General features: G+C 71.9%; 16 protein-coding genes. 11 read left to right on the forward strand and 5 right to left on the reverse strand.

Annotation, left to right across the window (positions count from 1 at the left end):
• Positions 1 to 18: 18 nt before the first annotated feature.
• The 3 genes from htpX to ACFYL4_RS24825 all read right to left on the reverse strand — a co-directional run bounded on the left by htpX (position 19) and on the right by ACFYL4_RS24825 (position 2401).
• The gene (gene htpX, locus ACFYL4_RS24815) at positions 19 to 939 is read right to left on the reverse strand and encodes a zinc metalloprotease HtpX (RefSeq protein WP_357768067.1); all 921 of its coding nucleotides are present in this window, start codon (positions 937 to 939) and stop codon (positions 19 to 21) included.
• A 419-nt stretch (positions 940 to 1358) separates the two neighbouring features.
• Positions 1359 to 1637 (reverse strand): hypothetical protein, encoded by a 279-nt coding sequence (locus ACFYL4_RS24820; RefSeq protein WP_357768065.1) that lies wholly within the window; start codon positions 1635 to 1637, stop codon positions 1359 to 1361.
• Positions 1634 to 2401: a PspA/IM30 family protein gene (locus ACFYL4_RS24825; protein ID WP_357768062.1), complete on the reverse strand. Its 768-nt coding sequence runs from the start codon at positions 2399 to 2401 to the stop codon at positions 1634 to 1636. Before ACFYL4_RS24825 ends, ACFYL4_RS24820 begins: the two co-directional genes overlap by 4 nt.
• Before the next feature lie 96 nt (positions 2402 to 2497).
• Between ACFYL4_RS24825 and ACFYL4_RS24830 the strand changes: the two genes are divergently transcribed.
• On the forward strand, positions 2498 to 3160 hold the full coding sequence (locus ACFYL4_RS24830) for a DUF3043 domain-containing protein (protein ID WP_387521483.1): 663 nt from the start codon (positions 2498 to 2500) through the stop codon (positions 3158 to 3160).
• Positions 3161 to 3282: 122 nt separating this feature from the next.
• Positions 3283 to 4287, forward strand: coding sequence for an aldo/keto reductase family protein (locus ACFYL4_RS24835; protein WP_387521485.1), 1005 nt, complete (start codon positions 3283 to 3285; stop codon positions 4285 to 4287).
• A gap of 63 nt (positions 4288 to 4350) precedes the next feature.
• On the opposite strand, the gene ACFYL4_RS24840 is transcribed toward ACFYL4_RS24835, so the two are convergent.
• The gene (locus ACFYL4_RS24840; protein ID WP_387521487.1) at positions 4351 to 4554 is read right to left on the reverse strand and encodes a hypothetical protein; all 204 of its coding nucleotides are present in this window, start codon (positions 4552 to 4554) and stop codon (positions 4351 to 4353) included.
• A gap of 206 nt (positions 4555 to 4760) precedes the next feature.
• On the opposite strand from ACFYL4_RS24840, the gene ACFYL4_RS24845 reads away from it, so the two are divergent.
• Positions 4761 to 5759 (forward strand): bifunctional adenosylcobinamide kinase/adenosylcobinamide-phosphate guanylyltransferase, encoded by a 999-nt coding sequence (locus ACFYL4_RS24845; RefSeq protein WP_357768135.1) that lies wholly within the window; start codon positions 4761 to 4763, stop codon positions 5757 to 5759.
• Positions 5756 to 6541 carry an adenosylcobinamide-GDP ribazoletransferase gene (locus ACFYL4_RS24850; RefSeq protein ID WP_387521489.1) on the forward strand — a complete coding sequence of 262 codons (786 nt, stop codon included), beginning with the start codon at positions 5756 to 5758 and terminating at the stop codon, positions 6539 to 6541. Before ACFYL4_RS24845 ends, ACFYL4_RS24850 begins: the two co-directional genes overlap by 4 nt.
• Positions 6542 to 6577: 36 nt before the next feature.
• Here the strand turns inward: ACFYL4_RS24850 and ACFYL4_RS24855 are convergent, their stop codons facing one another.
• Entirely contained in the window at positions 6578 to 8320 is a 1743-nt protein-coding gene (locus ACFYL4_RS24855) for a hypothetical protein (RefSeq protein ID WP_387521491.1), read from the reverse strand.
• Positions 8321 to 8757: 437 nt separating this feature from the next.
• Between ACFYL4_RS24855 and ACFYL4_RS24860 the strand changes: the two genes are divergently transcribed.
• From ACFYL4_RS24860 to ACFYL4_RS24890, 7 genes are all read left to right on the forward strand, one after another.
• Positions 8758 to 10278: a leucyl aminopeptidase gene (locus tag ACFYL4_RS24860; protein WP_387521493.1), complete on the forward strand. Its 1521-nt coding sequence runs from the start codon at positions 8758 to 8760 to the stop codon at positions 10276 to 10278.
• 141 nt (positions 10279 to 10419) lie between these two features.
• Entirely contained in the window at positions 10420 to 11796 is a 1377-nt protein-coding gene (lpdA, locus tag ACFYL4_RS24865) for a dihydrolipoyl dehydrogenase (RefSeq protein ID WP_387521494.1), read from the forward strand.
• Between the two features lie 105 nt (positions 11797 to 11901).
• Positions 11902 to 13617, forward strand: coding sequence for a 2-oxoglutarate dehydrogenase, E2 component, dihydrolipoamide succinyltransferase (sucB, locus tag ACFYL4_RS24870; RefSeq protein WP_387521495.1), 1716 nt, complete (start codon positions 11902 to 11904; stop codon positions 13615 to 13617).
• 193 nt (positions 13618 to 13810) lie between these two features.
• Positions 13811 to 14374: an NAD(P)H-dependent oxidoreductase gene (locus ACFYL4_RS24875; protein WP_357768037.1), complete on the forward strand. Its 564-nt coding sequence runs from the start codon at positions 13811 to 13813 to the stop codon at positions 14372 to 14374.
• 368 nt (positions 14375 to 14742) lie between these two features.
• Positions 14743 to 15447: a lipoyl(octanoyl) transferase LipB gene (lipB, locus tag ACFYL4_RS24880; protein ID WP_357768034.1), complete on the forward strand. Its 705-nt coding sequence runs from the start codon at positions 14743 to 14745 to the stop codon at positions 15445 to 15447.
• 95 nt (positions 15448 to 15542) lie between these two features.
• Positions 15543 to 16496: a lipoyl synthase gene (gene lipA, locus ACFYL4_RS24885; RefSeq protein ID WP_357768032.1), complete on the forward strand. Its 954-nt coding sequence runs from the start codon at positions 15543 to 15545 to the stop codon at positions 16494 to 16496.
• A gap of 214 nt (positions 16497 to 16710) precedes the next feature.
• On the forward strand, positions 16711 to 17427 hold the full coding sequence (locus ACFYL4_RS24890) for a DUF4191 domain-containing protein (protein WP_387521498.1): 717 nt from the start codon (positions 16711 to 16713) through the stop codon (positions 17425 to 17427).
• The last annotated feature ends 138 nt before the right edge of the window (positions 17428 to 17565 follow it).

Here is a 17565-nt window from a genome sequence, read left to right on the forward strand (position 1 = left end):
CGTGGGTGTTCGGCGGGGTCAGGCCCCGCGACCGAGCTGGCGGGAGATGTCGGAGAGCTGGGCCAGGCGCTGCTCGACCGGCGGGTGGGTGGCGATCAGCTGGTTCATGCTGAAGCCCTTCTTGGCGAACGCGGGGGCGAAGAAGAAGGCGTTGAACGGCTCGGCCTGGCGTAGGTCGCGGGTGGGGATGCGCGCCATGTCCCCGGTGATCTTGGACAGGGCACTGCCCAGCGCGGACGGTCGGCCGGTGAGGTAGGCGGCGGCGCGGTCGGCGGCCAGCTCGCGGTAGCGCGACAGGGCGCGGGTGAGCAGGAAGCTCAGGACCCAGGCGATGGCGCTGACCAGGACGACCAGGAGGGCGACGACCGCGGGCGCGGGGCCGCCGTTGTTACTGCGTCCGCCGCCCGCGAACATCGCGAAGCGCAGACCGGCCTGGGTGAGGAAGCCCGCGACGATGCCGAGGAACCCCGCGACGGTCATGACCATGACGTCGCGGTGGGCGACGTGCGAGAGCTCGTGGGCGAGGACCGCCTCCAGCTCGGGGCCCTCCAGGCGCCGTGTCAGGCCGGTGGTCACACAGATGACCGCCGACTTCTCGTTGTGGCCGGTCGCGAAGGCGTTGGGCACGTCGCTGTCGGCGATGCCCACGCGCGGCTTGGCCATGTCGGCCATGGCGCACAGGCGGTCGACCATCGCGTGCAGGTCGGGCGCCTGTTCCGGCGTGACCTCCCGGGCGCCCATCGCGAACATGGCGATCCGGTCCGAGGAGAAGTACGAGAACAGGGCGAAGCCGGCGACGAGCACCAGCACCAGCCAGACGTTGAGCCCGGACAGCACCAGTCCCACCACGAAGGCGACGTAGACCAGGAACAGCAGACCCATGGTCATCACCATGCGGGCCGTCAGCCCCCGGTCCGGACGGAACTTCGAACCAGCCACACCGGCTCCCCTCCCCTGCGGACGTGTTCGGAGTGTAGTTCGGGGAGGTGAGAAACGGGTTAAAGCGGGACGCCGCGTGTCACCACGGGCGTATGACCCCGGGCACACCCCGGCCGCCGTGACGGATCACGGCGGCCGGGGGAAAGAACGCGCACGCGGGCACCGAAGCGGTGGGGAGCGGACTCCTGGGGTGTGTTTTGTGGATGCTTTCGCCTTCTGGCGGCGGAGCCGCCAGCTCCGCGAGCGGCCGCCAGGCCATCTCTCGCAAGACGATGAGCGACGGTCAGCCCGGGTTTGGCTGTCCGAGCTTCATCGGCGCAGCGAGAGGCAGCCTGGCACCGTGAGAACACCGCGCCGCCAGGCGTCCCTTGAGGGTGGTGGAGGGCGACGGGCGGGCGGAATGATCCACAAAACAGGCCCTAGCCTGGGATGAGCCCGTCGTCCTGGAGCATCTCCCGCACCTCGTCCATGCTGGCGTCGGCGTGCGGGAGGATGAACTGCGAGGGCTCCAGGGAGTCGGGCGGCAGCGGCTTGCTGTCCTGCCGGACCTTCTCCAGGAGGTCGTGCAGCGCCTTGCGGAACGTGGCCTCGTCACCCGACTCGATCGCGGCCTCCAGGGCGGCGTCGAAGTCGTTGAGCAGGTCCAGGTCTGCGTCGGTGAGGTCGACCTGCCCCTCACCCATGATGCGGACGATCACGAGCCCTCCCGGTTCCCGGCCCCGTTGCCGCCCTCGATCTGCGGGGTGGCGCCACCGCTACCGCCGCCGAGTTCGAGCTTCATGCGCTCCAGCTCGGCCTCGACACCGGTCGTGCTCGCCATCTGGTCGAGCTCGTACTGGATGTCGTCCTTGGGGCCGGTACCGGTGACGTCGTCCAGCGCGCCCGAGGCCAGGAGCTCGTCCACGGCGCCCGCGCGGGCCTGCATCTCGGCGGTCTTGTCCTCCGCCCGCTGCACGGCCATGCCCACGTCGCCCATCTCCTCGGAGATGCCGGAGAAGGCCTCGCTGATCTGCGTCTGGGCCTGGGCGGCGGTGTAGGTGGCCTTGATGGTCTCCTTGCGCGTGCGGAAGGCGTCCACCTTGGCCTGGAGGCGCTGGGCCGCCATGGTGAGCTTTTGCTCCTCGCCCTGGAGGTTGGAGTGCTGCTCGCGCAGTCCCTCGATCTGGCTGGTGAGGCCGGACCGGCGGGTGAGCGCCTCGCGGGCGAGGTCCTCACGGCCCTGGGTCAGGGCGGCGCGGCTCTGGTTCTCCAGCTTGCCGGACTGCTGCTCCAGCTGCTGGATCTGGAGCTCGACCCGCTTGCGGGAGGTCGCGACGTCAGCGACACCGCGACGGACCTTCTGAAGCAGTTCGAGCTGTTTCTGGTACGAGTAGTCGAGGGTTTCCCTGGGGTCCTCGACAGAGTCCAGGGCCTTGTTGGCCTTGGACTTGAAGATCATCGAAAGTCGCTGAAACACGCTCATTGGCGTGGCCGTCCCCTTCTCGGTGCGTACATCGGCTGTTCCCAGCGGGCGCTTTGCCCAACCCTACGCGGTCTGGCCCGCGGTCGCCATAAAGCTATGACCGGCTACCCTGAGGGTGTGTTCCGACGTCGCTCCGCTTCCGCAGCCCCGGATTCGAACTCCGCCGAATCCGCCAGCCCTGAGGCCACTGAGGCCACCCAACCTAAGGGATATACCCCCAAGAAGGGTGTGCCCACCCCTAAGCGCAGGGAATCCGAGGCCACCCCGCGCCGACCGGTGAAGGCCCCCGAGACCCGTAAGGAGGCCTACCGCGCCTACCGGGACCGTCTCGAACGCCAACGAGGCACGACCGCCCGGCGTTCCGGCGCCCCCAAGGGCGACGAGAGGTACTTCCGGCAGCAGGACCTCGGCAAGGCCCGCGCCTTCGCCCGGGACTTCATCGACTCGCGCCGCAGCGCGAGCGAGTTCTTCCTGCCCTTCTCGATCCTGATCATCGCCCTGCTGTTCATCAACATCCCGCTGGCCCAGCTGGGCGTCACCTACGTCCTGTGGCCGCTGATGATGGTGACGCTGGTCATCGAGGGCGTCATGATCGGCCGCACGGTCAAGCGCCGCGCCGCCGAGTACTTCCCCGACGACCCGGCCGTCAAGGGCGTCGGCATGTACGCCGCGATGCGCCAGCTCCAGTTCCGGCGGCTGCGTCTGCCCAAGCCCCGGGTGAAGGTCGGCGACGACCCCACCCCGAGCGGCCACAGCTGAACCACCGCCGTCCCACCTCCCCATCCCCGACGACGTGAGCGGGGCCGGTGACCGCACCGGCCCTTCACCTCGCACGGGTCCCCGTGGTGCCCGCCGGGAGTTCGCCAACTAGAGTGCTCGGCATGGAATTTCGGCATCTTGGCAACAGCGGTCTCATCATCAGCGAGATCGCGTACGGGAACTGGATCACCCACGGCTCGCAGGTCGAGGAGGACACCGCCGCCTCCTGTGTGCGCGCCGCGCTCGACGCGGGCGTCACCACCTTCGACACCGCGGACGTGTACGCCCAGGGCCGCGCGGAGGAGGTGCTGGGCCGCGCGCTGAAGGGTCAGCGCCGCGACGGCCTGGAGATCTTCTCCAAGGTCTTCTGGCCCATGGGTGAGGGCAGGAACGACAAGGGCCTGTCCCGCAAGCACGTGATCCGGGGCTGCGAGGACTCCCTGCGCCGCCTGGGCACCGACTACCTGGACCTGTACCAGGCGCACCGGTACGACTACACCACCCCGCTCGAAGAGACCATGCGGGCCTTCGAGGACCTGGTCCGCCAGGGCAAGGCCCTGTACATCGGCGTCTCCGAGTGGCGCGCCGACCAGATCGAGCGGGCGCTGAAGATCGCCGACGAGATGGGCTTCGACCGCATCGTCTCCAGCCAGCCGCAGTACAACATGCTCTGGCGCGTGATCGAGTCCGAGGTGGTCCCGCTCTCCGAGCGTGAGGGCATCGGGCAGATCGTGTGGTCCCCGATCGCGGGCGGCGTCCTCACCGGCAAGTACAAGCCGGGCCAGGAGCTCCCCGCCGGTTCCCGGGCCAGCGACCCCAAGAGCGAGCGGTTCCTCGCGGACAAGGTCGCCGACCAGGTCCTGCTGGAGCGCGTGCAGCGGCTGGAGCCGCTGGCCGCCGAGGCCGGGCTCACCCTGTCCCAGCTGTCGGTGGCCTGGGTGCTGCAGAACCCCAACGTGTCCGCCGCGATCATCGGCGCCTCCCGCCCCGAGCAGGTCGAGGCCAACGTGCGGGCGGCCGGGGTCCGGCTCGACCCCGCGCTGATGGCCCGGATCGACGAGGTCCTGGGCGACAGCGTGCAGCGCGACCCCGAGCTCACCAAGAGCCCGGACAACATCCGGGGCTAGCCCCGCGGACGAAGGGGCCCGGCGGTCGACGCGACCGCCGGGCCCCGGCCGTTGCGGCGCGGGCTACTCCGCGCCCAGCGGCATCGTGTAGACCTCGCGCTCGTCCTCCAGCAGGGCCACGCTCGCCACGCCGCCCTCCGCGAGCTCGGCCCAGTACTCGCCCAGCCAGCTCTCGGCGTCGCCGCGCGACGTGAACGACTCGGCGGGCAGGTCCCCCGTATCCGTCCGGCCACCGTCCTCCCCGATGTACCGCCACGTCCACGCCATGTTCGACCGCCCTTCGTCGCCGGTTGCGCGGTGGTCGCACCGCGATCCTGAGCCGAGCTTAACCAAGCCTTGGTGGGCGATGCTGTTTACTTTTCCGGGTGCGTATCCGATTTCTGGGGACAGCGGGTCACACGGGCTGGCCAGCCCCGCAGTGCACCTGCTCGTCCTGCAACAAGGCCCATGCGGAACGCCGTCTGCCGCTGCGGGTGACCGTCGACGACCGCTTCCGCCTGCGCGAGGCCGGGGCGGTGGGACCGGTGCCGCCCGGCTACACGGTGACGTCCACTCCGGACGGTGCGCTCGTGGAGGGGCCGGACGGCGGCCGTCTGCTGTTCGCGCGTACCGGTCCCGGACCGCTCCCCGGCGGCCCGCCCGCCGACGGTCGGCCCTCGGGGGCCTCGGCCTACTCCTCGGCCTCGTCCGCGCCCGACCAGCAGGTGGACACGGTGATCGTGGACGCCGCCCAACGCCCCGAGGTCATCGGTGAGCTGCGCCGATCGGGGGTGATCGGCGTGACCACGGCCGTGGTGGCCGTGGGCGGCGACCACCGCGTGCGCTCGCCCGAGGAGTTCGCCCGGCGGGCCCGCCTGTGGGGAGCCCTCGTCCCGGGCGACGGCACCGTCATGTCGTGCCCGCCCGCGGTGTGGCCGGACTCCCGCCCGCGCGGGCCCTACCGGGCCCTCGTCACCGGGGGCGCCCGCTCGGGCAAGTCGACCGAGGCGGAACTGCGCCTGTTGACCGAGCCCCGGGTGGTCTACGCCGCCACCGGCCCGGTCCCCGACGGCTCCGACCCGGAGTGGGCCGGGCGGGTCCGCCACCACGCGGACCGCCGTCCGTGGTGGTGGCGGACCGAGGAGACCACCGACCTCGCGGTTCTGCTGCGGAGGGAGGGCGGCGCGGTCCTGGTCGACTGCCTGGGCACCTGGCTGACGTGGACGATGGGCGAGTGCGGTCTCTGGGACGACCAGCCGCCGGAGGACGCCGAGGACCGGCTGGAGGCCGCCGTCCACGACCTGCTGGACGCCTGGCGCTCCACGCGGGCCTACGTGGTGGCGGTCACCAACGAGGTGGGGTCGGGCGTGGTCCCGGCGACCCGCGCGGGCCGCCTCTTCCGCGACTGGCTGGGGCTGGTCAACCAGTGGGTGGGCGCCGAGTCCGAGGTGGTGGTGCTGGTGACGGCCGGGCGCGTGGTGGAGCTCGGATGAACGGCGCCGACGCCCTGGCCGGGGCGCGGATGGCCGTGGGCACGTTCACGGTGTGGCCCGTGCGGGTCGGCCGGGTGGACCGCGCCGCCGCCGGATGGGCCATGTGCTGGGCCCCCGCGCTGGGCGGTCTGCTCGGCGGGGTCACCGGCGTGTTCGCGGTGGCCGGCGCGTGGTGGGGCTGGTCGGCGCCGCTGGCGGCCCTGCTCGCGGTGGGGCTGGGCGCACTGCTCACCCGGGGCCTGCACCTGGACGGCCTGGCCGACCTCGCCGACGGCCTCGGCAGCGGACGCCCCTCGGAGGGCGCCCTGGAAGTGATGCGGCGTTCCGACATCGGCCCGTTCGGGGTGCTCACCCTGTTGGTCGCGGTGGGGGCGCAGGTGCTGGCACTGGCGCAGCTGGTCGACGCCTCCCCCTGGGCCGCCGTGGCCGGCGCGGTGGTGGCGGGGGCGACGGGGCGCCTGGCGGTGACGCTCGCGTGCACCCGGTTGCCGTCGGCCCGCCCGGACGGCCTGGGCGCGCTCGTGGCGGGGACGGTACGCGCACCGGCCGCGTCCGTCTGCGCGGCCGGCGTCCTGGCGGTGTCCCTGCTCGGGTGGGCGCACTCCCCCGGGTTCGCCGTGGCCTGCGCGGCGGGGGCGACGGCGGGGATCGCGGCGGCCTGGCTCCTGGCCCGGCGCGCGGTGCGCAGGTTGGGCGGGGTGACCGGGGACGTCCTGGGAGCCCTGGTGGAGACCGCCTCGACGGTGGTCCTACTGGTGACGGCCGCTTCCGCGGCGGCCTGAGTACCCAGGGAGGGCCCCCGACGCAGGGCCCGGAGGTCAGTGGCCGCGCTGGCGGCGGTTCCACCGTCGCAGCCGGTCGTGGGCCTGTTCCGTGCGTCGCCGCACCGCCAGGACCCGGTCGATGTCGTCGGCTCGCCCGTTGTCCTCCTTGAGCCGCTCGTACTCGCGCAGGTGGGTCTCGAACTCGGCCACGGAGTCGACCACGGGCGCCTGCGCGTGGGCCAGCGCCTCGCCCAGTTCGGTGATGCCCCGGTCGTTCTCGGCCTGGATGGCGACCACCCTGGCCTCCTCCTCCGCACGCAGCTCGGCCATGGTCTCGGCCTCCTCCCGCTCGGCGGCCAGGCGTTCGCGCTCCCGCGCCGCCAGGGCCCGCCGCCGTCCGCGCGAGCCGATCACTCCCATCGTGGTCAGGGCCGCGGAGACCAACAGGCCGAGGACGGCGGCCCCCGGCAGCCAGGACCCCGAACCCGTCGGTGCGGGAGGGGTGTCCGCGGCGCCGGTGTCGAGCACCGCGCCGTCGCCGAGCTGTTCCAGGAGTCCGTCCACCGACGCGCGGGCGCTCTCGCGGTCCAGACCGAAGAAGGCCGCGGTGTCGAGGTCGTGGTCCCCGCCGGTGACGGTGCCGCGCACCGGATAGTCGCGCACCGCGCCGGAGCCGTCCAGTGTGTAGACGACCACGGGTCCGGTCCCGTCCGCGACCGCGTCGGCCAGCCCGGACGCACCGTCCGGTCCGGCCTCCAGCTCGGCTCCGACGGGCAGGACCGCCACCCGCACGGGTTCGTCCCTCGACGCCAGCGCGGCGTCCAACTCGGCGCGGTCCGCCTCGGACACGTCCGCTCCCGACCTCGGGTGCACGTACAGGTGGTCCTCGGCGAGGGCGGCCCGGGCGTCGGCCACCACCCCGCCGTCCACCGCCCCGGCGAAGGTCCCGAGCTCGGTGGCCAGTTCTCCCGTTCCCGGGGAGGAGGAGAGCAGCCGGGAGAGGTCCTCCGGCGGGGGGCCGTCCGGGCCGGAGGCGGCGGTGAGCCGGAACCCTCCGTAGGCCCAGACGGCGAGCAGGGCCGTGCCGTCGTCGTCGAGCGGTTCCAGGAGGGCGTCGGCGTAGGCCTCCTCGAAACCGGAGGTGCCCTCCGCCGGTGGCGGGACGACCGCGACGCGGGTGCCCTCCAGTCCGGCGAACCGCTCCGCCACCGCCTCGACGTCCAGGTCGGGCAGGGCCGCCCGGACGGCCGGGTGGACGTGGACGGTCTCCTCCCGCGCGGCCGCCGCCACGCCGGGGAGCAGGTCGCCGTCGAGCAGGTCCACCACGCCGGCCAGCTTCTCGGCCGGGTCCCCGGGGGCGAACGTGAAGTGGTGCTCCAGGTCGGCGGAGCCGGTGTCGGCACCGACCTGTGTCCAGGACCAGGTCGTGGTGGTGTCGCCGGTGGAGCCGCGCTCCTCGGTGACCACGACGTACAGGCCAGGCGCGCCGACCTCCTCGGCCAGGGTGTGCGCGGCACCGGTCGCGTCCACGCCGTCGAGGAGGGCCCCGCGCACCGGTGTGTCCGCCTCGGCGAGCCGGGCGCGGGCCAGGGCGAGGGTCTCCTCCGAGACCTCGGGGGCACCGTCGGAGGCGTGGACGAACCCGCCCGAGGACAGTTCCCGGACCGCGTCCTCCAACGGGGAGTCGGCCGCCGCCGGGGGCGGGGCGGTGAGGGTCACCGCGAGGAGCGCCATAACGGCGAAAGCGGGCCGGACCCCCCGCAGGGGGCGCGCGGTGAGGGTTCCGGAACCCGGCATCTGAGTCTCCCGTGCAGGTCAGGGGCGGACGGGAATCCGCCCGACCGATCCTAGAACGCACCGGTATCGGCGCTTCTGCCGGGGTGAGTGAGCGGGTCGGCGAGGCGTGGCGGCCCGACCGCTGTGAAGGTCGGGGGGCTACCTCACCTGCCGATTCGTGCGGTCTGGTAGTTTTCCGCGGCGACCGGATGTCGCCATCATCACATTTTTTCACACCCGGTTTCACGCGATCGGGACCGGGCACGGCGCGTTCGGGCGCACCCGACCGCGTGCGACACCTCCCACGAGGGACCAGAGCCCCCACAGGGCGCGGACGGGCGCGGACCCACCCGGGGCCGCGCGCGCTCCGCACCGCGGCGGGAAGCGCCGCGTCAGGGCCCCGGAGGGACGGGGCACCGCGTCACCGCCGGGGGCGCGGGAGGACTAGCATCGAGGACGTGAGCACGACGTTGTCAGTAAACACGGAGTCCCCCAGTTCGCTCGACGCCGACGCGGTTGTCGTCGGTTACCACTCCGGAGGCGACGCCCCGGAGCCCGCATCGGGCGCTCATAGCGTCGACGCCGCCTTCTCCGGCGGCCTCGGCTCGACCCTGTCGCTCCTGGGAGCGAGCGGCGCCCCCGAGGAGGTGCACACCCTTGCCTCCCTCGGAGCCGTCAAGGCCCCGGTCGTCGTCGCGGTCGGTCTCGGCCCGGCGCCCGCCGACGGTGCCGTCGACTCCGACGTCCTGGCCCGCGCGGCCGGCGCCGCCCTGCGTTCGCTGAGCGCGCGCCCCGAGGGCGCGGGCCGCGTCGTCCTGGCCCTGCCCGCGACCACCGCCGACCAGGCCGGCGCCGTCGCGCTCGGCGCCGAGCTCGGCGCCTACAGCTTCGACCGCTACCGCACCGGTGAGAAGGCCCAGAAGAAGGCCGCCCGCGGTTCCGTGGTCCTCACCGTGGTGAGCGAGGCCGACGGCGCCGCCGACGCCGTGGAGCGCGCCGCCGTCCTGGCCGAGGCCGTGTCCTTCACCCGCGACCTCGTCAACACCGCCCCCGCCGACCTGGTCCCCGAGGACCTGGCCTCGGCGGCCCAGGAGATCGCGCAGCAGGCGCACCTGGAGATCGAGGTCCTGGACGAGCGCGCCCTGGACGAGGGCGGTTACGGCGGCCTGACCGGAGTCGGTCAGGGTTCGGCCAACCCGCCCCGCCTGGTCCGGCTGGCCCACAGCCACCCCGAGGCCACCCGGACGATCGCCTTCGTCGGCAAGGGCATCACGTTCGACTCCGGCGGCCTGTCCCTCAAGCCCGCGGGCTCGATGGACTGGATGAAGTCCGACATGAGCGGCGCCGCCTCCGTGCTCGCCGCCATGCGCGCCATCGCCACCCTGGGCCTGAAGGTCAACGTGGTCGGCTACCTGACCGTGGCCGAGAACATGCCCAGCGGCACCGCCCAGCGCCCCTCCGACGTCCTGAGCATCTACGGCGGCAAGACCGTCGAGGTCCTCAACACCGACGCCGAGGGCCGCCTGGTCATGGCCGACGGCCTGGTCCGCGCCCACGAGGACCAGCCCGACCTCATCGTGGACATCGCCACGCTGACCGGCGCCCAGCTGGTCGCGCTCGGTACCCGCGTGTTCGCGGTCATGTCCAACGACGACGCCGTGCGGGACGAGATCGTCGCCGCCGCCACCGCCGAGGGCGAGGCCTCCTGGCCGATGCCGCTCCCGGCCGAGCTGCGCGCCGGCCTCGACTCCTCCGTCGCCGACATCGCCAACGTGGCGGGCGAGCGCTGGGGCGGCATGCTCTCCGCGGGCGTCTTCCTCCAGGAGTTCATCGAGGAGGGCACCAAGTGGGCCCACCTCGACGTCGCCGGGCCCTCCTTCAACCAGGGCGGCCCGCACGGCTACACCCCCAAGGGCGGCACGGGTGCGGGGACCCGCACCCTCGTCCGCATCGCCGAGGACTACGCCCGTAAGCAGTAGTCCGGAAGAGGGGCGGCGCTCCCGAGCCGGAGCGGCGCCCGTCCCGGCACCCGGGACCCGACGACACACCGCCCCAGCGGCGACGGGCCCCGGTCTTCCACCACCCACATCACCAGCCACCACAACTAGGAGTTCGTTCCCGTGAGTGAGAGCGGCGGCACCTTCGACCTCGTCGTCCTTGGCGGCGGCAGCGGCGGCTACGCGGCGGCACTGCGCGCCGCCGAGCTGGACATGAACGTCGTCCTGATCGAGAAGGACAAGCTCGGTGGCACCTGCCTGCACCGCGGCTGCATCCCCACCAAGGCCCTCCTGCACTCGGCCGAGGTGGCCGACTCCGCCAAGGAGAGCGAGAACTTCGGTGTCCGGGCCACCTTCGAGGGCATCGACATCGACGCGGTGCACCAGTACAAGGACAAGGTCATCAACGGCCTGCACAAGGGCCTCAGCGGGCTGATCAAGTCCCGCAAGATCACCGTCGTCGAGGGTGAGGGCAAGCTCACCGGCAAGGACGAGGTCACGGTCGGCGGTAAGGTCTACAAGGGGAAGAACATCCTCCTGGCGACCGGTTCCCAGCCCAAGACCCTGGGCCTGGAGATCGACGGCGACAAGGTCATGACCAGCGACCAGGCCCTGGGCCTGAACCGCGTCCCCGAGTCCGTCATCGTCCTGGGCGGCGGCGTGATCGGCGTGGAGTTCGCCAGCGTGTGGCGGTCCTACGGCGCCGACGTCACCATCGTCGAGGCCCTCAAGCACCTGGTCCCCGTCGAGGAGGAGTCCAGCTCCAAGCTGCTGGAGCGCGCCTTCCGCAAGCGGAAGATCAAGTCCGAGCTCGGCACCCCGTTCGAGTCGGTCAAGACCACCGACTCCGGCGTGGTCGTCACCCTCCAGGGCGGCAAGACCCTGGAGGCCGAGGTCCTGCTGGTCGCCATCGGCCGCGGCCCCGTCTCCGAGGGCCTGGGCTACGAGGAGCAGGGCATCACCCTGGACCGCGGCTTCGTCCAGGTCGACGAGAACCTGCACACCGGTGTGGGCAACGTCTACGCGGTCGGCGACCTCATCCCGACCCTCCAGCTCGCCCACGTCGGCTTCGCCGAGGGCATCTTCGTCGCCGAGCACATCGCCGGGCAGAACCCGCCCGCGATCGACTACGACGGTGTCCCCCGCGTCACGTACTGTGAGCCTGAGGTCGCCTCCGTCGGTCTCACCACCAAGGTAGCCAAGGAGCGCGGTCACGACGTCGTCGAGATGAACTACAACCTGGCGGGGAACGGCAAGAGCCAGATCCTCCAGACCCAGGGCGCGGTCAAGGTCATCGCCGAGAAGGACGGCCCCGTGCTGGGCGTCCACATGGTCGGCAGCCGCGTCGGTGAGCTCATCGCCGAGGGACAGCTGATCTACAACTGGGAGGCCCTGCCCTCCGAGGTGGCCCAGCTGATCCACCCGCACCCGAGCCAGTCGGAGGCGCTGGGCGAGGCGCACCTCGCGCTCGCGGGCAAGCCGCTCCACGTCCACGACTGACCGCTTCACCCCCGGGGGCGGGCCCCCACCGGCCCGCCCCCGCACACATCCGCGCTGCCCATCAAGGCCTGGGCAGGTACCGCGTCCAGATCCAACGAGGAATCCATGCCGACTTCCGTTTCCATGCCCGCCCTGGGTGAGAGCGTCACCGAGGGGACCGTCACCCAGTGGCTGAAGAACGTGGGCGACACCGTCGAGGTAGACGAGCCGCTCCTTGAGGTCTCCACCGACAAGGTGGACACCGAGATCCCGTCCCCGGTGGCCGGTGTGCTCACCAAGATCCTCGTCGACGAGGACGAGTCCGTGGAGATCGGCGCGGAGATCGCGATCATCGGCGGCGACGGTGACGGCGCCGACGACGCGGCGCCCGCGCCCGAGGCCGCCCAGCCCGAGCCGGAGCCCGCCCCGGCGGCCGAGGAGCCCGCCGAGGCCCCCGCCGCCCAGCCCGAGCCCGCTCCCGCCGAGCCCGCCACCGGCTCCGACGGCCCCGGCACCCCCGTGACCATCCCCGCCCTGGGCGAGAGCGTCACCGAGGGCACCATCACCCAGTGGCTCAAGAGCGTCGGCGACACCGTCGAGGAGGACGAGCCCCTCCTGGAGATCTCCACCGACAAGGTGGACACCGAGATCCCGTCCCCGGTGGCCGGTGTGCTCACCAAGATCCTCGCCGAGGAGGACGAGACCGTCGAGATCGGCGCGGAGATCGCGATCATCGGCGGCGGCTCCGGCGCCGCCCCCGCGGCCGCCGCTCCGGCCGAGCCCGCCCCCGCGCCCGAGAGCGAGCCCGCTCCCGCCCCGGCCGCCCAGTCCGCGCCTGCTCCCGCCGCACGTGAGCAGGACGCCGACAGCCCGTCGGTGGACATCGAGACGCTCAGCGGTACCGGCCGCGCCTCGGGCACCGACGCCGTGGCCGAGGGGTACGTGACCCCGCTGGTCCGCAAGCTCGCCAACGAGCACCGCGTCGACCTGGCCCGGGTGACCGGCACCGGCGTGGGCGGCCGCATCCGCAAGCAGGACGTGCTCAAGGCCGCCGAGACCCGGCGTCCGGCCGCGTCCGCTCCCGCGCCGCGCAAGGTCACCTCGGACACCTCGGTGCGGGGCCGCACCGAGAAGCTGAGCCGTCTGCGCAAGTCCATCGCCGACCGCATGGTCGAGTCGCTGCGCGTCTCCGCCACGACGACCCAGGTCATCGAGGTCGACGTCAGCAAGATCGCGCGCCTGCGCGACCAGGCCGCCGCCGACTTCGCCCGGCGCGAGGGTGTGGAGCTGGGCTTCTTCCCGTTCTTCGCGCTGGCCGCCGTGGAGGCCCTCAAGGCCCACCCGAAGGTCAACGCGGTGATCAACGCGGCCGAGCAGACGGTGACCTACCACGACGTCGAGAACCTGGCCGTGTCGGTGGACACCGAGCGCGGCCTGCTCGCTCCCGTGGTCAAGGACGCCGGTTCGCTGGGGCTGAGCGGCCTGGCCCGCGGCCTGACCGACCTGACCGAGCGCGCCCACACGGGCAGGCTCGGCCCGGACGAGCTGGGCGGCGGCACCTTCTCGATCTCCGAGACGGGCCACACCGGGGCGCTGTTCGGCACGCCGATCATCAACCAGCCGCAGGTCGCGATCCTGGAGACCGGCGCGGTCGTCAAGCGTCCCGTGGTCGTCGAGGACGAGGCGATGGGCGGCGAGGTCATCGCGGTCCGCTCCATGGTCTACCTGTCGATGGCGCACGACCACCGTCTGATCGACAGCGCCGACGCCGGCCGCTTCCTCCAGACCGTGAAGGAGCGCCTGGAGGAGGGCGCGTTCGAGGGCGAGCTGGGTCTGTCCTGACCCCGACCCTCCCCTCACCGGGAGGACCGCTCCGGCCCGGGCCGGGCACCCTTCGCGGGTGCCCGGCCCGGGCCTTCGGTACGTGTGCCCCCACCGTGCCCCCACCCCGGCTTGACCTCAACATCACTTGAGGTCCTATCGTGGTGGCGCCTCCCGGCATCCCCACCGCGGCCACCCGAAGACGAGGAACCCCATGCAACAGCCGGACCTGCGGATCGCCGTCATCCTCGGCGGAAACCTCAACGGCCGCACCGGCACCGCCGTCTCCCGATGGTTCCTGTCCCTGGCCGCCTCTCGTGAGGGCATGGCGCTCGACGTGCTGGACGTGTCCGAACTCGACCTGGACGGCGGACACGGGACTCCACTGGACGGGTTCTCGCCGCGGATCGGGGCCGCCGACGGGTTCGTGGTGGTCACACCGGAGTACAACCACGGGTACCCGGGTCCGCTGAAGAGCGCCATCGACTCCGCCCGCAAGGAGTGGTTCGCCAAGCCGGTCGCCTTCGTCTCCTACGGGGGGATGTCAGGCGGTCTGCGCGCCGTGGAGCAGCTGCGGGCGGTCTTCGCCGAACTGCACGCCGCGTCGGTGCGGACCTCGGTGAGTCTGCACAACGCCCAGCGGACGTTCGCCGCCGGGAGCGGACCGGGCCCGGAGCTCGGCGGCGCACGGGACGCGGTGGAGGAGATGCTGGACCAGCTGGCGTGGTGGGCGCTGTCGCTGCGTGAGGCCCGCGCACGGCGCCCCTTCCCGGGCTGAGGGGCCGGGCGGGCGGCCGACACAGGTGGACGGGGCGGCGCCTGAACGGCACCGCCCCGTCTTTCTACCCCACCAATCACCATCCCCTGATGATCCCCATCATCAAAGGTCTGCGGGTCAGCGAGCGACTGCCAGCCCGACAGTGCGTCGCTCACGGTAGCTCCACGCTGACGCGGAGTTCCATGTCCCACTCACAACCTAGAAGAGACCGGGGCCGCCCGCAGTCCTTTCGCGGAAAAACCCCGAGAAAAGTTCGGCGGCAACGCCGCCGGGGTGCCGCGTATTCCCCCGGACCTCCCCGTGGGGGCAGTGCGCTATCCGACATCCTGCCCTGACCCGCCCCTCCCACCGGGGCGTAAGGTGGAGGTGTGAGTGATCTCGTTTACGCATGGCTGGGCGACGCTCCCGTCCCGTACCACCAGGGTTGGGAGCTCCAGAGACGGCTCCACCAGAGCCGCGTCGCCGATGAGGTGGCCGACACGGTCCTCTTCCTGGAACACGAGCCCGTCTACACGGCGGGCAAGCGCACCGGGAGGTCCGATCGTCCCATCACCGACCCCGGGGCTCCCGTGGTCGACATCGACCGGGGAGGCAAGATCAGCTGGCACGGCCCGGGCCAGCTGACGGTGTACCCGATCGTCCGTCTCCCGGACCCGATCGACGTGATCGCCTACGTCCGCATGCTGGAGGAGGCCATCATCCGCACCCTGGCCGACTACGGCCTCACAGGCCGCCGGGTCGAGGGCCGCACCGGTGTCTGGCTGGACGCCGACCCGGGACGCGGACTGACCGAACGCAAGATCGCCGCGATCGGCTGCCGCATCGCACGCGGGGTCGGGATGCACGGTCTGGCGTTGAACTGCGACAATGACATGTCGTGGTTCGACCGGATCGTCCCCTGCGGGATCTCCGACGCGGGGGTCACCTCGCTCACCAGGGAACTGGGGCGCTCCGTCACCGTCGCCGACGCGCGACCGCGCCTCGAACGGCACCTGGCCGACGTCCTCGGGGCGCGGGAGTACAGCCACACCGACGGCGCCGGAATGCTCTGCGACACCGCCGCCCGCGGATGACAGACCACACTTGAGCCAGTCCCCCAGGGGACGTACCGCCCCCACAAGGGGCGCCAGGGGCCCCGACACGGGGTACAGAAGGGAACGGGTTCGCGTTGACCATCGCTCCTGAGGGCCGCAAGCTGCTGCGCGTTGAGGCGCGCAACAGCGAGACCCCCATCGAGAGAAAGCCGCCGTGGATCAAGATCAAGGCGCACATGGGGCCCGAGTACACCGAGCTCCAGTCCCTGGTCAAGGGCGAGGGCCTGCACACCGTCTGTCAGGAGGCGGGCTGCCCCAACATCTACGAGTGCTGGGAGGACCGGGAGGCCACGTTCCTCATCGGCGGCGACCAGTGCACCCGGCGCTGCGACTTCTGCCAGATCGCCACCGGCAAGCCCACCGCGCTCGACCGGATGGAGCCGACCAAGGTCGCCACCTCCGTCAAGAAGATGGAGCTGCGCTACGCCACCGTCACCGGTGTGGCCCGTGACGACCTGGAGGACGGCGGCGCCTGGCTCTACGCCGAGACGGTCCGCAAGATCCACGAGCTCAACCCGGGCACCGGCGTCGAGCTGCTGATCCCGGACTTCAACGCCGACCCCGACCAGCTGGCCGAGGTCTTCGGTTCACGCCCCGAGGTGCTCGCGCACAACGTGGAGACCGTGCCGCGCATCTTCAAGCGCATCCGCCCCGGCTTCCGCTACGAGCGTTCGCTGCGGGTCATCACCGAGGCGCGCGAGGACGGGCTGGTCACCAAGTCCAACCTGATCCTGGGCATGGGCGAGACCCGCGAGGAGATCAGCGAGGCCATGCGGGACCTCCACGAGGCCGGGTGCGACCTGCTGACCATCACCCAGTACCTGCGCCCCTCCAAGCTGCACCACCCGATCGACCGCTGGGTGAAGCCGCAGGAGTTCGTGGAGCTGGGCCGGGAGGCCGAGGAGATCGGCTTCGCCGGGGTCATGTCCGGCCCGCTCGTGCGTTCGTCGTACCGCGCCGGGACCCTGTACAAGCAGGCTCGCGAGAAGCGTGACGCCGAGTCCGCCAAGGCCACGAGCGACGCATAACGGCTGATACACCCGAGTCGTGACCAAGCTGGAACGGTGGCCCGCGGGCCACCGTTCCGCATCTCGGGGGCCACACGCATATCCTGGGTTGCAAGGCGCCCAGCTGGCGGCGCCCGAAGGCGCCGCACCACAGGTCGACCGCGAAGAGGAGGCAAGGCAGCACAGGGATCTCCTTCCCCGCCGAAGTGTTCGGCGTGCGCTGCCTGAAAGCACGATGGCGAAGAAGCCCGAGAAAACGACCGCCGGTCAGGGTGGCGAGAAGCAGCCGGGCCGGTTGAAGCAGATCGGCATGGTCGCCAAGGTCGTGCACAAGCAGAGCCCGCGGACGATCCCGATCGCGATCGCCGTCGCGCTCGTGATCTTCGCCGCCTTCGTCGGCGTGGGCGTGTGGACCGGCTCCTGGATCATCTGGCCGCTCACCGGTCTGCCCGTCGCCTTCCTGGTCGGCTTCATCATGTTCACCCGCTCCGCCCAGAGGGTCCAGTACCAGATGCTGGACGGCCGCCTGGGCGCCGGCATGGCGATCCTGGAGAACATGCGCGGCAACTGGGTGGTCGAGCCCGGTGTGGCCGCCAACAAGCAGATGGACGTCGTCCACCGCGTGGTGGGCCGCCCCGGAGTGGTCCTGGTCGGCGAGGGCGACCCCGGCCGCCTCAAGGGCCTGATCGCCGGTGAGAAGAAGCGTGTGGCCCGCGTGGCCCACGACACGCCCATCTACGACTTCAAGGTCGGCAACGGCGAGGACCAGGTCCCGGTCTCCAAGCTCCAGCGTGCGCTGGTCAAGCTGCCGCGCAACCTGGACAAGGGCGACACCGCCGAGCTGAACTACCGGCTCAAGGCCCTGCCGCCCGCGATGCGGATGCCCAAGGGCCCCATGCCCAAGGGCGCGAAGCTGCCCAAGGGCATGCGCGGCAACAAGGCCGGGGGCTGACCCGGGAACCCGCCCGACACACGTCGAAGGGGCCGTCACACTGCTTGGGTTCTAGTGGTCGTCGCAACACCCCAGTTCAAGGGGTGCTATGCACTTTCGAATCCGCGAGGACCGAACACCGCAGGGACGAACGAAGCT

Origin of the sequence: Nocardiopsis sp. NPDC006938, from assembly GCF_042869555.1 — a bacterium.
Classification (GTDB): Bacteria; Actinomycetota; Actinomycetes; order Streptosporangiales; family Streptosporangiaceae; genus Nocardiopsis.